Source organism: Arthrobacter sp. 10T425 (assembly GCF_056393985.1).
Genome location: NZ_JBFTGZ010000005.1, coordinates 60,181 through 73,376, shown reverse-complemented (window position 1 = coordinate 73,376; position 13,196 = coordinate 60,181). Strand labels below are relative to the sequence as shown.

The following is a 13,196-nucleotide window of genomic DNA, read 5'->3' as shown; positions in this document are numbered from 1 at the left end:
CGGCGCGGACGACTCGGCCGGCGCCGCCGTATCCGTTGCTATGGACTGCCGGACACTGCGGTCCGCAGGCTCAGGAACCTGCTTTATAGCCGACACCACGGACCGTCAATACAACTTCGGGGGCTTCCGGGTCGCGTTCGATCTTGGACCTCAACCGCTGGACATGGACATTGACCAGCCGGGTGTCGGCGGCGTGCCGGTAGCCCCAGACCTGCTCCAGGAGCAGTTCGCGCGTGAACACCTGCCACGGCTTGCGGGCCAGGGCGACGAGGAGGTCGAATTCCAGCGGCGTCAAGGAGATCCGGTCGTTGCCGCGGCTGACCAGGTGGCCGGCCACGTCGATCGTGACATCGGCGATCCGCAGGGTTTCCGGTGCCTTCTGGTCACCCGGGCGGAGCCTGGCCCGGACCCGGGCGACGAGCTCGGCGGGTTTGAACGGCTTGGGCACATAGTCATCGGCACCGGACTCGAGGCCGCGGACCACATCCGAGGTATCCGCCTTGGCCGTGAGCATCACGATCGGGACGTCGGACTCGGCTCGGACCTGGCGGCAGACTTCAATGCCGTCCATCCCCGGCAGCATGAGGTCGAGTAGGACCAGGTCCGGCTTGGAGGAGCGGAACACGTCCAGCGCCTGTGCGCCGTCCGCGCAGAAGACGGGTTCGAAGCCGTCATTGCGCAGCACAATACCGATCATCTCGGCCAGAGCCTCGTCATCATCCACTACCAGAATGCGTGCCTTCATAGTTATATATTCCCCCATTGAATTGGCTTTGTCGTATCGGGCGGCCCGCCGGCATGGTGCAACCGGGCCTGCCACGGCCGCCGGAACCCCGCCGGAACCGGCCCGGAACCGCGCCGATGCACGGGACGCTGTGACAATTGCCGCGTTGTCCTGCATGCTGTGGAAAGGCCCAGTGAACCGGCCCGGACCGCAGGAGGAACCCGTGAACACCCCGATCTACCAGCGAGCCCTTGGCAGCGACTTTGCCCGACTACAGCCGGAGCTTCAAGAATACTTTGCTTTGGCACCGGGATCCGGCCACTACGGCGTCGGCGAGGGGGTGTTCGACGTCGTCGGCTGCCGGCAGGCCTGGCTGCGTCCCCTGCTGCGGCTCACCACCGGCGAGCAGGCCTTCTTCCCCGAGTACGGCGAGGGCGTCCGCTTCCGGATCGAGAACCACGCCCACCTGGACCCGTTCGGCAGGTCCAGCCTGACGGCCCGCCGGGAAATCTTCTTCCCGGGCACCACCCGGCTGTTCCAGGACACGACCAGCTTTGATGACGGCGGGCGCGATAACGGCGGGCTCGGGCCCGGGCTCGTGGACTACGTGGGCCGGTACCGGCGGCTCGTCACCGACCTCAATCTCAGCGTCACGCCGGAGGGCCGGCTGCGCGGCGTGTCCGAGGCGTCGCGGCTGTTCGTGGGACCGCTCCGGATTCCGCTGCCGGCGGCCCTCGACGCCAAGGCCTACGCCGAGCAGTGGTGGGAGCCGCAGGACGGCGGCAGGCACCGGATCCAGGTCAAGGTGATCCAGCCCCAGCTCGGGCTGGTGCTGGTCTACGCCGGCCATTTCGACTACCGGCTCGAGCCCTACCCCGGCGGTATTGCGGCGCCGGGCTACCTGCCAGGGCACGCCCGACCGGACGCCTGGGAAAGCAGGGTCTGACCGGGGCCAGCAGGGCACAGCGGAGGCACCGCGGGCACGGTTGCGCCCGGGCCGCCGGCGGCCGAAGGTGCCGCGCTAGCCGAGGGCGAGCTGGTTGAGCCCGTCCGCCACCTGGGTCAGCCGGGTCAGGGCCGCCCCTGCAGCGGCGGGTGAGTGCCGCTCCAAGCCCTCGGACGGCGTGACCCGGAGCGCCCCCAGCGTGGACGCCGGCAGACCCAGCTGCCGCCATGGGCGCCATACGTTTTCCACGACGTCGCGGACCCTTGGCAGTGACGCGGCAGGATCAGCCACGTCCAGCGCGCCGGCCCAGAGCCGCTTGCCGGCCTCCACCGCGCCCGCGAGTTGTTCCCACTGGCGCGAGGTCAGGGCCCGAAGCGGCACGGCGATTCCATCCGCGCCTGCCGCCAGGATCCGCTCGAACGGCGCCTCGACCTCGGAGACGGCCACAACGGTCTCGACGGCGCCCGCGGCCCGGAGCGCGTCGATCACCAATTGCCAGGACTCGGTCACTTCCCGGCCCGGCACCGAACGCAGGGTCCGGTAACCGCTGGCGGTGGGAATGGTGCCGGCCAGCACCGACGCAATTTCAGGTTCATCGATCTGGACGACGATCCGGGCACCGGGGGCAGCCGCCGCCACCCGCTTGAGGTAGCCTTCCACGCCCGCTGCGAGCGAATCCGCGATGTCCCGGCGGGCACCGTAGTCGATCAGGGCCCGCTCGCCGTTGTGCAGGTGCAGCCCGGCGGCAAGGCTGAGCGGCCCGCGCAGCTGGATCTTGATATCGTCCGACGGCACTTCCTCGACGCCGATCACGTCCGCCAGGATGTTGATGTCGGTGGACAGGGCCGACTTGGCCCGCTGCAGGTCCTTGCCGGGCCGGTCCACGAACCGCCATCCATGCGGCTGGACGTCGACGGCTAGTTCGACGAGCAAAGAGGCGGTCCGGCCCAGGGCATCGGAGCCGACGCCGCGATCGGGAAGCTCGGCGAGGAACGGCAGGTGCGGGCTGCCCAGTTCACCGCGGATGATGCGGGCGGCCTCGGCCGGGTCCTCGCCCGGCCAGGGGCCAAGGGCGGTCGCGGTCACCTGGCCCGGTGCGGGCGCGTCTGGTGCTGCCATGGCTAGGCGTCTGCGGCGCGGGCGGCGTCCGCGGAGCCGGAGGCCTGGGCGGCCTGGTGGTCCTCGGCGATGGCCTCGTGGTGGCGGATGACCTCGCCGATGATGAAGTTCAGGAATTTCTCCGCGAAGGCCGGGTCCAGGTGGGCTTCGGCGGCGAGGTGCCGCAGCCGGGCGATCTGCGCCGTTTCACGGCCCGGGTCCCCGGCGGGAAGTTGGTGCGCGGCCTTGAGGAAGCCGACCTTCTGGGTGGCTTTGAAGCGTTCGGCGAGGAGGAAGACGAGGGTGGCATCGATGTTGTCTATGCTGGAGCGGATCGACAGCAGCTCCGCCATGACCGCGGGATCCACGGAACCGGCCAGGGAGCTTGCCGCCGGGTCGTAGGAATCGGTTTCGGGAAGAGTGGGGTTCTGCTCGGTCATTGACCCAGTCTAGGGGTTCCGCGGCCAATGCCTCCCGCTGTTAAGCACCGTTGCAGGCGCCCGCGGAGACACCAAGGGGCATGCCCACCGTTCGTGGCGAACGGTGGGCATGCCCCTTGGCTGTGGCCCTGCCGGAGCCCTGGCCGGCGCAGGATCGGGCCGCGCCGGATCGGGCAGGTGCCCGGTTCCGGCAGTTAGCTGTGGAGCACGGCCTTGAACGCCTCGCGGCGCCTGGCCTGTTCGTCGGGGTCCGGAACAGGCAGGGAGGCGATGAGTTTCTTCGTGTAGTCGTGCTGCGGGTTGCCCATCACCTGGTTGCCGAGGCCCTGCTCCACCATCTTGCCCTTGTAGAGCACGCCGACCCAGTGGGCGAGCATGTCCACCACGGCGAGGTCGTGGCTGATGAACAGGCACGCGAAGCCGAACTCCTGCTGGATCTCCTTGAACAGCTCCAGCACGACGGCCTGCACGGACACGTCCAGGGCCGAGGTCGGCTCGTCGGCGATGAGCAGCTTCGGGTTCAGGATGAGCGCCCGCGCCAGGGAGGCGCGCTGGCGCTGCCCGCCGGAGAGTTCGTGCGGGAACCGGTCAGCGTACGACGCCGGCAGCTGCACGGACTCGAGCAGCTCCCCGACCTTCTTGCGTGCCTCGGCCGCGGTCGGGTTGGAGTGGATGATCAGCGGTTCCGCCACGCAATCGCCGATGGTCAGCTGCGGGTTGAACGAGGCCGCCGGGTCCTGGAAAACGAAGCCGATCTCCTTGCGGAGCGGCTTGAAGGTGCGCTCCTTGAAGTTCAGCATCTCGTAGCCCAGCACATTCAGGCTGCCGCCCGTGGTGCGGTTCAGGCCGGCGATCGCCCGGCCGATGGTGGTTTTGCCGGAGCCGGACTCCCCCACGAGGCCGAAGACTTCGCCTTCGGACACGGTGAAGCTGACGCCGTCGACGGCCTTGAACGCCGGGCTGCCGAGCCGCCCCGGATACTCGATGGTCAGGTTCTTGGCCTCGACCAGCACCTTGCCGCCCTGGTGGGCGCGTTCGACCATGCCCTCCGAGGCGGAGTTGCGGCCCAGGTGCGGGACGGCGGCGAGGAGCTTCTTGGTGTAGTCCTCCCTGGGCTGGGCGAAGAGCACCCGTGAGGATGCCTCCTCCACAACGTCGCCCTGGTACATGACCACGACGCGGTCGGCGAGGTCGGCGACAACGCCCATATTGTGCGTAATCAGCACGATGGACGTTCCGTAGTTGTCGCGCAGGTCCCGCAGCAGTTCAAGGATCTCGGCCTGCACGGTGACGTCCAGGGCAGTCGTCGGCTCGTCGGCCACGATGAGGCCAGGGTTCAGGGCCAGCGCTGCGGCAATCACGACGCGCTGTTTCTGGCCGCCCGAGAACTGGTGCGGGTAGTAGTTGACCCGCGTTTCCGGGTCCGGGATGCCCACTTTGCGGAGGGCTTCAATTGCCCGCGCTTTGGCTTCCTTGGCCGAGACCTTGCTGCGGCCGCCAGAGCCGGCGTGTGCGCGGATTCCTTCGGCGATCTGCCAGCCCACGGTGAAGACCGGGTTAAGTGCGGTGGATGGTTCCTGGAACACCATGGCCACATCGCGGCCCCGGATCTCCCGCAGTTTCGCCTCGCTGACGCTGATGACGTTGTTGCCGTTGATCAGGACCGCGCCCTGGCTGATGGCCGTCTCCGGCAGCAGTCCCAGGATGGTCTTGGCCGTCACAGTCTTGCCGGATCCCGATTCGCCAACGATGGCCACGACCTCGCCGGGGTTGACAGTGAGGCTGACGTCCTTGACGGCATACACATCCCCGGCGTCGGTGGCGAAGGTGACTTTAAGGCGGTCGATGTCAAGGACCGGGCCTGTGCCTGCGCCGGGTTTGTCGATGTTGATGGTCATAGAACTCTCGATTCTGCTTCGAGTGCAGCCTGGGCACCGGCGGTTGAGTCCGGTCCACCCTTGCCTGCCACAGCCTTCTTGCGGCCCCGCAGGCGGGGATCGTTGAGGTCGTTGATGCTCTCACCGACGAGGGTCAGCCCAAGCACGGTCAGGACGATCGCTGTACCGGGGTAGACACCGGTCCACCAGATGCCCGAGGAGGCGTCTGCTATGGCCTTGTTCAGGTCGTACCCCCACTCGGCGGCGGAGGTCGGTTCGATGCCGAAGCCCAGGAAGCCGAGGCCCGCCAGGGTCAGGATGGCCTCGGACGCGTTCAGCGTGAAAATCAAGGGCAGCGTGCGGGTTGCGTTCTTGAAGATGTGCCGGCCCATGATGCGAATGCTGGAGGCACCCACCACCTTGGCTGACTCGACGTACGGCTCCGCCTTTAGCCGGATGGTCTCGGCCCGGATGACGCGGAAGTACTGCGGGACGAACACCACCGAGATGGAGATGGAGCAGGCAACAATGCCTCCCCAGAAACTGGACTGGCCGTGGCTGATGACGATTGACATCACGATGGCCAGCAGCAGGGACGGGAAAGCGTAGATCGCATCGGCGATCACCACGAACACCCGGTCCAGCCAGCCGCCGAAGTAGCCGCTGACGAGGCCGAGGGCTACGCCGAGGAAGATCGACATCGCGACGGCCACGATGATCACCACGGCGGCCGTCTGGGCACCCCAGAGCACCCGGGAATAGACGTCATAGCCACCAACCGTGGTGCCCCAGATGTGGGCCGGGCTGGGGGGCTGCTGTGTCGGGAAGGGACCGGCGGCGTCGCTGAGCTGGGCAAACCCGTAGGGCGCGATCCACGGCGCAAACACGGCGACGAGCAGGAAGACGGCGGCCAGCACCATGCCCGTGACGAGCATGCCGCGTTGCAGCCCGACGCTCGAGCGGAAATGCGAGATCACCGGCAGCCGGTAGATGAGGGGCTGCTTGCGCCCGCTTACTTTGGTTGCATTCATGGCTAGTACCTCACTCGCGGGTCGATCAGGGCTGCGACGACGTCCACGATGAAGTTCGTGACGGCAACGATGACCGCCAGCATCACGACGATTCCCTGGACGGCGACGAAGTCGCGGGCGTTCAGGTATTGCACCAGCTGGTAGCCGAGGCCCTTCCACTCGAAGGTGGACTCCGTGAGGACGGCGCCGCCGAGCAGGAGGGCAATCTGAAGCCCCATGACAGTGATGATCGGGATGAGGGCAGGCTTGTAGGCATGCTTGGTCACGAGCCTGTAATTACTGACGCCACGGGACCTGCCGGCCTCGACGTAATCCTTGCCGAGCGTGCCGATGACGTTGGTGCGGACCAGCCGCAGGAAGACCCCTGCCGTCAAAAGCCCCAGGGTGAGTGCGGGGAGGACTGAATGGGCCGCGACATCGCCGAACGCGGCCATGTTGCCGCTGCGCAAGGCATCCAGCCAGTAGATCCCGGTCGGTGCGGCCAGGCTTCCCATGGCCAGCTCGGTCCTGGTGGAGGCCCGTCCTGCGACGGGCAGCCAGCCCAGCCAGACGGAGAAGGCCAGCTTCATCAGCAGGCCGGCGAAGAACACCGGGGTCGCGTAGCAGAGGATGGCGAAGAACCGCAGGAAGGCGTCCGGGGCCTTGTCGCGCCGGTAGGCGGCGATCAGGCCGAGCGGGATGCCGACCACCAGCGCCACGATGAGGGCATTGATGGCCAGTTCCAGGGTTGCCGTGCCAAACGTGATGATCATTTCGACCACAGGGCGGCGGTCGGTGATGGTGGTGCCGAAGTTGCCGGTCGCCACCTGGCCAACGTATTCGAGGTACTGCACGAGGATCGGGCGGTCGTAGCCGGCGTCGTGGATGCGCTGCGCGAGCGCCTCCGGCGGAAGCCTGCCGCCCTGGGCTGCGGTGATGGGGTCGCCGATGACCCGCATCAGGAAGAAGACCAAAGTCACCAGAATGAAAATGGTCGGAATGATCAGGAAGAACCGGATCAGGATGTAGGTCCCCAAGCCCCCACCCGAGGATTTTTTCTTGGACGGAAGAAGTCCGTCGGCGTCGTTTAGCGGCGCCTCAGTCAATGTTGTCATTGGTACCTAAGATTGTGCTGTCGCGGCCTTGGGCGGGCCGGCGTGAACTGCAGGATGCGGCAATGACCAGCAAAGGCGGGGCGCCTCGAGGGCGCCCCGCCTCGCAGGCTGGTCAGGACAGCAGGGCTGCAGCCTTACTTGGAAAGAGTTCCCAAACGGAACTTGAAGGAGGCATCGAGGGTGGAATCGACACCCTTGACACCGCTGCCGGAAATGGCAACCTGCGCGCCCTGGAGCAACGGAAGCGTGGAGATGTCCTTGGCGAGGGCATTCTGCGCATCCTTGATCGTGGACTCGCGTTCAGTCTTATCGACGGTGGTGAGCTGCTTGCTGATCAGGTCGTTGACGGTGGGGTTGTTGTAGTGGTTCTTCAGGAAGCCGCCCTCCGGGAAGAACGGGGTCAGGTAGTTGTCGGCGTCACTGAAGTCGGGGAACCAGCCAAACTGGAACAGCGGGTATTCGTCGGCGCGGCTGGCCTTGCTGTAGGTGACCCATTCCGTGGACTGCAGGTTGACCTTGAACAAACCGGACTTCTCCAGCTGGTCCTTGATCATGGCGTACTCATCGCCGGAGGACTTGCCGTAGTGGTCCGGGTTGTACTGAAGGTTCATCGAGACGGGGGTCGTCACACCGGCGTCGGCGAGGACCTTCTTGGCCTTGTCCAGGCTCGGCTTGCCGGCGTCGCCGTAGGCGTCCTTGAACGATTCGTTGGCGCCCAGGAAGCCGTTGGGAACGTTGGAGTACAGCGGCAGGTAGGTGCCCTTGTAGACCTGGTCCGCGATGGACTGGCGGTCAACGAGGTTCGCGATGGCCTGGCGGACGGCGAGCGCCTTGGCCGGATCGGCGTCGGCAGCCTTGGCACCGAACGGCATCGTGTCGAAGTTGAACGTGATGTAGCGGATTTCGCCGCCGGGGCCAACGTTGACCTTGACCTTGGAGTCCTTCTTGAGGTCATCGACGTCGGTGGCGCTCAGGCTGCGGTTCGCGACGTCGATGTTGCCCTGCTGGATGTCCAGCTTCATGTTGGTGGGGTCGGCGTAGTACTTGATCGTGGCGGCGTCGTTGGCCGGCTTGCCGAGAACCCCCTGGTAGTCAGGGAATGCCTTGAAGCTGACCAGCTCGTTCTTCTTGTACGTGTCGATCACGTACTGGCCGTAGAACGCCTTGGCCTTGACGATCGAGTCGTCGTCAAGCAGTTTGTCGGCCGGGAAGACTTCATCGTCTACGATCGGCGCGGCGGGGCTGCTGAGGATCTGAGCGAAGGTCTGGTCGTTCGCCTGCTTCAGCTTGAAGACCACGGTGTTGGCATCGGGGGCGGTGATGCTTTCGATGTTGGTCAGCAGGCTTGCGGGACCGGCGGGATCGTTGATCTTGGTCTGCCGGTCGAAGGAGAACTTGACGTCCTTGGAGTCGAGCGTGTGGCCGTTGGCCCACTTGAGGCCCGGCTTGAGCTTGACCGTGTACTCGTTCGGCGAGGTGAAGGACGCGGACTCGGCCAGGTCCGGCATGGGATCTGCGCTGCCGGGCTTCGAGTTGAGGAGGAAGGAGTAGATCTGGTTCATCACCATGAACGAACCGTTGTCATACGCGCCCGCCGGATCCAAGGCAGTGACCTTGTCCGTGGTGCCGTAGGCGATCGGACCGCTAGCTGCGGCTGATGACCCGCCAGCGCCCCCGGTCGGCCCTGTGCAGGCCGTCAGTGCAAAGGCGGAAACCCCGGCCAGCGCGATGACGCTGTGCCAGGCCTTTTTGTTCATTGCCATCTGTGAACTTTCTGTTCGATGCGTTCTAGCGCAGCCCGAAGTGAAACGACTGACTCGTCGGGCGGCACGCTTTGCTGATTCCTAGATTCAACCAGACGATCATTCGGTGAAACGTTGCATTTTGTGAGTTGAGACACAAAATTTACACGATTCGAAGGTTTCTCTCATTTTCTGCAGGATTCCGCCCGGATCTTCGGCAGGGTCCTGCGCATCCGGGCACCGTGGACGGCCGGGTAGTCTGACGACGACGGAGGGTACAGACGACGAAGGGCCCCGCCAACTGGCGGGACCCTTCGCTGGAGTCGGTGGGGCGGGCAGCTAGAGCGCGGCCCGCTGCAGCGAGCGCGCGGCATCGATCGTGGCCTGGCCGAGCACGCGGCTGCCCTGGTAGAGCACCACCGTCTGGCCGGGGGCCACGCCGCGCAGCGGCTCGGTGAGCGTGACCACAAGCTCGTCGTCCGCCATATGCGCGCGGGCAGGGACGGGGTCGCCGTGGGCGCGGACCTGGGCGTAGCAGTCAAACTCTTCTCCGGTCGCCACCTCGGCGATGGGCAGCCCCGCCCAGGAGACCTTGATGCCTCGGATTTCGTCAATGGCGAGCAGGGCCTCCGGGCCCACCACCACCTTGTTCTCCTTGGGCCGGATCTCCAGCACGAACCTCGGCTTGCCGTCCGCGGCCGGGGTGCCGAGCTTCAGCCCGCGGCGCTGGCCCACGGTGAACGCGTTGGCGCCCGGGTGCTCGCCGACCTTCGCGCCGGATTCGTCCACGATGTCCCCCGTGGTCATTTCAATCTTCTCTGCGAGCCAGCCGGCGGTGTCGCCGTCGGGAATGAAACAGATGTCGTGGCTGTCCGGCTTGTTCGCCACGGAGAGGCCGCGGCGCTCCGCCTCCGCGCGGACCTCGGCCTTGGACGGCGTCTCGGCCAGCGGGAACATCGAGTGCTTGAGTTGCTCATGGGTCAGCACCCCCAGCACATAGCTCTGGTCCTTGGCCCAGTCCGCAGCGCGGTGCAGTTCGGGGTTGCCGTCGGCGTCCGTGATGACCTTCGCGTAGTGGCCGGTGCATACGGCATCGAAGCCCAGGGCGATGGCCTTCTCCAGCAGGGCGGCGAACTTGATCCGCTCGTTGCAGCGCATGCAGGGATTGGGGGTGCGGCCCGCGGCGTACTCATCGATGAAGTCCTGGACGACATCTTCCTTGAACCGTTCGGAAAAGTCCCAGACGTAGTACGGGATCCCGAGGATGTCGCACGCACGCCAGGCGTCGCGGGAGTCCTCGATCGTGCAGCAGCCGCGGCTGCCGGTTCGCAGGGTGCCCGGCATCCGGGACAGCGCGAGGTGGACGCCGACGACGTCGTGCCCCGCCTCGACGGCGCGGGCGGCGGCAACGGCGGAATCGACGCCGCCACTCATGGCTGCAAGAACTCGCATACTGGCTTTCTCTAGGGTTCGGGGGTCACAGGCCCCGGGGCTGCTGTTCGCAGCTGCGGTGCTGCTGGGCTTTTAGTGCTGGGCTACTGCCGGGCTTTCACTGCTGGGTTGAACCGCAGTGCTACTGCTGGCCCCCGGAAATAGCACAATGCCTGCCCCGCCATTCTATCGCCACGCCGAATCCTCCCCAAAAGGCCTTGACGGGACCGCCTCCCCCTTCTAGCGTCAGGACAAGCGGTTTTAGAAAACGGAAGCGCACCGACGCGGGAATCGAGCGGACATGGCTGTCGGGAACATCGTGATCGTGGGCGGCGGGCTGGCCGGCGCCACCGCCGCCAAAACATTGCGGGCGGAGGGCTTCAGCGGTCCGGTGGTGCTGGTGGCCGCCGAGTCCCACCAGCCGTACCTGCGCCCGCCGCTGTCCAAGGAGTACCTGCTGGGCAAGGCCGGCGACGACGCCCTGCCTGTGGTGCCCGAGGACTGGTACGACGCGAACGACGTCGACCTCAGGCTCGGCGTCCAGGTCACGGCGGTGGACCCGGCTGCCCGGGCTGTGGTTCTGGATGACGGGCGGCGGCTGGAGTACGGCTCGCTCCTGCTTGCCACGGGAGCGCGGCCCAGGACCATCCCGCTGCCCGGCAGCGGTCTCGAGGGCGTCAGCACGTTCCGGACGGTCGAGGACAGCCGGCGCCTGCACGCCCGCCTTGCCGGCGGCGGTTTGCACGTGGTCATGGTCGGGTCCGGCTGGATCGGGATGGAACTGGCCGCTGCCGCCAGCACCTTTGGAAACACCGTCACCCTGATGGGGCTGGAGGACGTGCCGCTGGGCGCGGCGATTGGCCCGGACCTGGGCGGTTTCTTCCGCGGGCTGCACGAGGCCCACGGGGTACGGTTCAGGCTTCCGGCGTCCGCTGCCGAGATTCAGGGGTGGTTTGGTCGGGCGACGGCAGTGGTCACCGACTCGGGCGAAGTCCTGCCCGCCGACCTCGTGGTCATCGCCGTCGGCGTTGTGCCGGAGGTCGGGTTGGCCGAGGCGGCCGGGCTCGGGATCCGCAACGGCATCCTCACCGACGCGTCGCTGCGGACCTCGGCGCCCGGGATCTTCGCCGCAGGCGACGTCGCCAACGCCCTGCACCCGTTCACCGGGGAACACCACCGCAGCGAGCACTGGTCCAATGCCCTCAATGGCGGCAAGGTGGCAGCCAAGGCGATGCTCGGCCTCGACGCCACGCTGGAGACCATCCCGTACTTCTACACGGACCAGTACGACGTCAGCATGGAGTACTCGGGCTTCCCGACGCTCGTTGCCGGCCCGCCGGTCATCCGCGGCTCGCTTGCGGACAAGGAGTTCATTGCCTTCTGGCAGCGCGAGGGCCAGGTGATCGCCGGAATGAATGTCAACTGGCCCCGCGCCGCCAAGCCGCAGAAGGCGATCAAGGCGCTCATCAACGCCCGCACCGCCGTGAGCCCGGACCTGCTTGCCGACTCGTCGGTACCCCTGGATCAGCTCCTGGATTAGCTCCTGGATCAGCTCCTGCCGGAAGCCTGACGGGCGGCCTCGCGCGCGACCGTTCCGGCGGTCTGGATGCTGGACTCATGCCCGGCCATGCCGGCCTGGCGGCCCCGCGCGTAGGCGCCCGGCAACGCCGCGAGCAGGGCATCGACGTCGGCGTCGGTTGAGGAATGCCCGAGCGTAAATCGCTGCGCCCCCCTCGCCGTGTCCTCGTCCAGGCCCATCGCCAGCAGCACATGGGAGGGCCTCGGAACACCGGCGGTGCAGGCGGAGCCCGTGGAGGATTCGACGCCGGCGAGGTCCAGCAGGAACAGCAGCGAGTCCCCTTCGCAGCCGGGGAACGTGAAATGCGCATTGCCTGGCAACCGCCCGGGGCCCGGGGCGCCCCGCAGGACGGCTTCGGGGACGGCCGCACGGACCCCCTCAATCAGCCGGTCCCGAAGGGCCGCGATCCTGGCGGCTTCCTCGGGGAGTTTCGCGGCAACGGCCTCGGCGGCCGCGGCAAACGCGGCGATCGAGGCGGTGTCCAGCGTCCCGGAGCGGACGTCGCGTTCCTGCCCGCCGCCGTGCTGCACCGGGGTCAGCTTCACCGCCCGGCCCAGGATCAGCGCGCCCACGCCGACCGGTCCGCCGATCTTGTGCCCGGAGACGGACATGGCGTCCAGGCCCGTCCCGCGGAAGTCAACGGGCAGGGAGCCGAAGGCCTGGACGGCGTCGGAGTGGACGGGTACGCCGGCGGCGTGTGCCAGTTCCACAACCCGGGCGACGGGCTGGATGGTGCCGACCTCGTTGTTGGCCCACATGACGCTCACCAGTGCGATCGAGCCCGGATCCCGGGACAGCTCGGCTTCGAGCACGGCCAGGTCCACGACGCCCGCCTCATCCACGGGGAGCCAGCACACGTCAGCGCCTTCATGCCGTTCGAGCCATTCGACGGTGTCCAGCACCGCGTGGTGTTCGACGGCGGAACAGAGGATGCGGGTCCGCGCCGGGTCCTCGGCACGGCGGGCCCAGTACAGGCCCTTGACCGCCAGGTTGTCCGCCTCGGTCCCGCCGGAGGTGAAGATGACCTCCGAGGGATGGGCGCCGGCGGCCGCCGCGAGTACTTCCCGCGCGTCCTCCACGGAGCGCCGGGCACGGCGGCCCGATCCATGCAGCGAGGACGGGTTGCCGGTCCGGGCCAGTTCGCGCGTCAGCGCGGCCAGCGCTTCCGGGGCGAGGGTGGTGGTGGCGGCGTGATCGAGGTAGACAGGCACAGCCCAATTCTACCTGCGCGCGC

11 protein-coding genes are annotated in these 13,196 nt (G+C 67.2%); 2 read left to right on the top strand and 9 right to left on the bottom strand.

The genetic code is table 11. The features are described 5' to 3' along the window. Positions 1–70 precede the first annotated feature (70 nt). Complete coding sequence (gene mtrA / locus AC1DDH_RS07685) at positions 71–745, bottom strand: MtrAB system response regulator MtrA (RefSeq protein ID WP_026538469.1); 675 nt, start codon at positions 743–745, stop codon at positions 71–73. A 202-nt stretch (positions 746–947) separates the two neighbouring features. On the opposite strand from mtrA, the gene AC1DDH_RS07680 reads away from it, so the two are divergent. After that, the gene (locus tag AC1DDH_RS07680; RefSeq protein ID WP_476858883.1) at positions 948–1,670 is read left to right on the top strand and encodes a DUF4166 domain-containing protein; all 723 of its coding nucleotides are present in this window, start codon (positions 948–950) and stop codon (positions 1,668–1,670) included. Between the two features lie 75 nt (positions 1,671–1,745). On the opposite strand, the gene AC1DDH_RS07675 is transcribed toward AC1DDH_RS07680, so the two are convergent. The 7 genes from AC1DDH_RS07675 to mnmA form a co-directional block, all read right to left on the bottom strand. After that, complete coding sequence (locus AC1DDH_RS07675) at positions 1,746–2,789, bottom strand: uroporphyrinogen decarboxylase/cobalamine-independent methonine synthase family protein (protein WP_476858884.1); 1,044 nt, start codon at positions 2,787–2,789, stop codon at positions 1,746–1,748. A 2-nt stretch (positions 2,790–2,791) separates the two neighbouring features. Continuing rightward, entirely contained in the window at positions 2,792–3,208 is a 417-nt protein-coding gene (locus AC1DDH_RS07670; RefSeq protein WP_230011813.1) for a chorismate mutase, read from the bottom strand. 194 nt (positions 3,209–3,402) lie between these two features. Continuing rightward, positions 3,403–5,106, bottom strand: coding sequence for an ABC transporter ATP-binding protein (locus AC1DDH_RS07665; protein ID WP_476955181.1), 1,704 nt, complete (start codon positions 5,104–5,106; stop codon positions 3,403–3,405). Then, positions 5,103–6,116, bottom strand: coding sequence for an ABC transporter permease (locus AC1DDH_RS07660; protein WP_476946870.1), 1,014 nt, complete (start codon positions 6,114–6,116; stop codon positions 5,103–5,105). The genes AC1DDH_RS07665 and AC1DDH_RS07660 overlap by 4 nt, the downstream gene beginning before the upstream one ends. 2 nt (positions 6,117–6,118) lie before the next feature. Then, entirely contained in the window at positions 6,119–7,210 is a 1,092-nt protein-coding gene (locus tag AC1DDH_RS07655) for an ABC transporter permease (protein ID WP_476858887.1), read from the bottom strand. A 134-nt stretch (positions 7,211–7,344) separates the two neighbouring features. Continuing rightward, positions 7,345–8,973: an ABC transporter substrate-binding protein gene (locus AC1DDH_RS07650; RefSeq protein WP_476955180.1), complete on the bottom strand. Its 1,629-nt coding sequence runs from the start codon at positions 8,971–8,973 to the stop codon at positions 7,345–7,347. Positions 8,974–9,291: 318 nt separating this feature from the next. Further along, complete coding sequence (gene mnmA / locus AC1DDH_RS07645; RefSeq protein WP_476856678.1) at positions 9,292–10,404, bottom strand: tRNA 2-thiouridine(34) synthase MnmA; 1,113 nt, start codon at positions 10,402–10,404, stop codon at positions 9,292–9,294. 280 nt (positions 10,405–10,684) lie between these two features. On the opposite strand from mnmA, the gene AC1DDH_RS07640 reads away from it, so the two are divergent. Next, positions 10,685–11,923 carry an NAD(P)/FAD-dependent oxidoreductase gene (locus AC1DDH_RS07640; RefSeq protein ID WP_476848776.1) on the top strand — a complete coding sequence of 413 codons (1,239 nt, stop codon included), beginning with the start codon at positions 10,685–10,687 and terminating at the stop codon, positions 11,921–11,923. Positions 11,924–11,931: 8 nt separating this feature from the next. On the opposite strand, the gene AC1DDH_RS07635 is transcribed toward AC1DDH_RS07640, so the two are convergent. Further along, positions 11,932–13,173, bottom strand: a complete 1,242-nt coding sequence (locus AC1DDH_RS07635; RefSeq protein ID WP_230009524.1) for a cysteine desulfurase family protein — start codon at positions 13,171–13,173, stop codon at positions 11,932–11,934. Positions 13,174–13,196: the final 23 nt, after the last annotated feature.

What these genes read in the sequence shown, in the direction of transcription:
- mtrA (WP_026538469.1), bottom strand. Translation starts at nt 745, where the DNA reads ATGAAGGCACGCATTCTGGTAGTGGATGATGACGAGGCTCTGGCCGAG.
- AC1DDH_RS07675 (WP_476858884.1), bottom strand. Translation starts at nt 2,789, where the DNA reads ATGGCAGCACCAGACGCGCCCGCACCGGGCCAGGTGACCGCGACCGCC.
- AC1DDH_RS07670 (WP_230011813.1), bottom strand. Translation starts at nt 3,208, where the DNA reads ATGACCGAGCAGAACCCCACTCTTCCCGAAACCGATTCCTACGACCCG.
- AC1DDH_RS07665 (WP_476955181.1), bottom strand. Translation starts at nt 5,106, where the DNA reads ATGACCATCAACATCGACAAACCCGGCGCAGGCACAGGCCCGGTCCTT.
- AC1DDH_RS07660 (WP_476946870.1), bottom strand. Translation starts at nt 6,116, where the DNA reads ATGAATGCAACCAAAGTAAGCGGGCGCAAGCAGCCCCTCATCTACCGG.
- AC1DDH_RS07655 (WP_476858887.1), bottom strand. Translation starts at nt 7,210, where the DNA reads ATGACAACATTGACTGAGGCGCCGCTAAACGACGCCGACGGACTTCTT.
- AC1DDH_RS07650 (WP_476955180.1), bottom strand. Translation starts at nt 8,973, where the DNA reads ATGGCAATGAACAAAAAGGCCTGGCACAGCGTCATCGCGCTGGCCGGG.
- mnmA (WP_476856678.1), bottom strand. Translation starts at nt 10,404, where the DNA reads ATGCGAGTTCTTGCAGCCATGAGTGGCGGCGTCGATTCCGCCGTTGCC.
- AC1DDH_RS07640 (WP_476848776.1), top strand. Translation starts at nt 10,685, where the DNA reads ATGGCTGTCGGGAACATCGTGATCGTGGGCGGCGGGCTGGCCGGCGCC.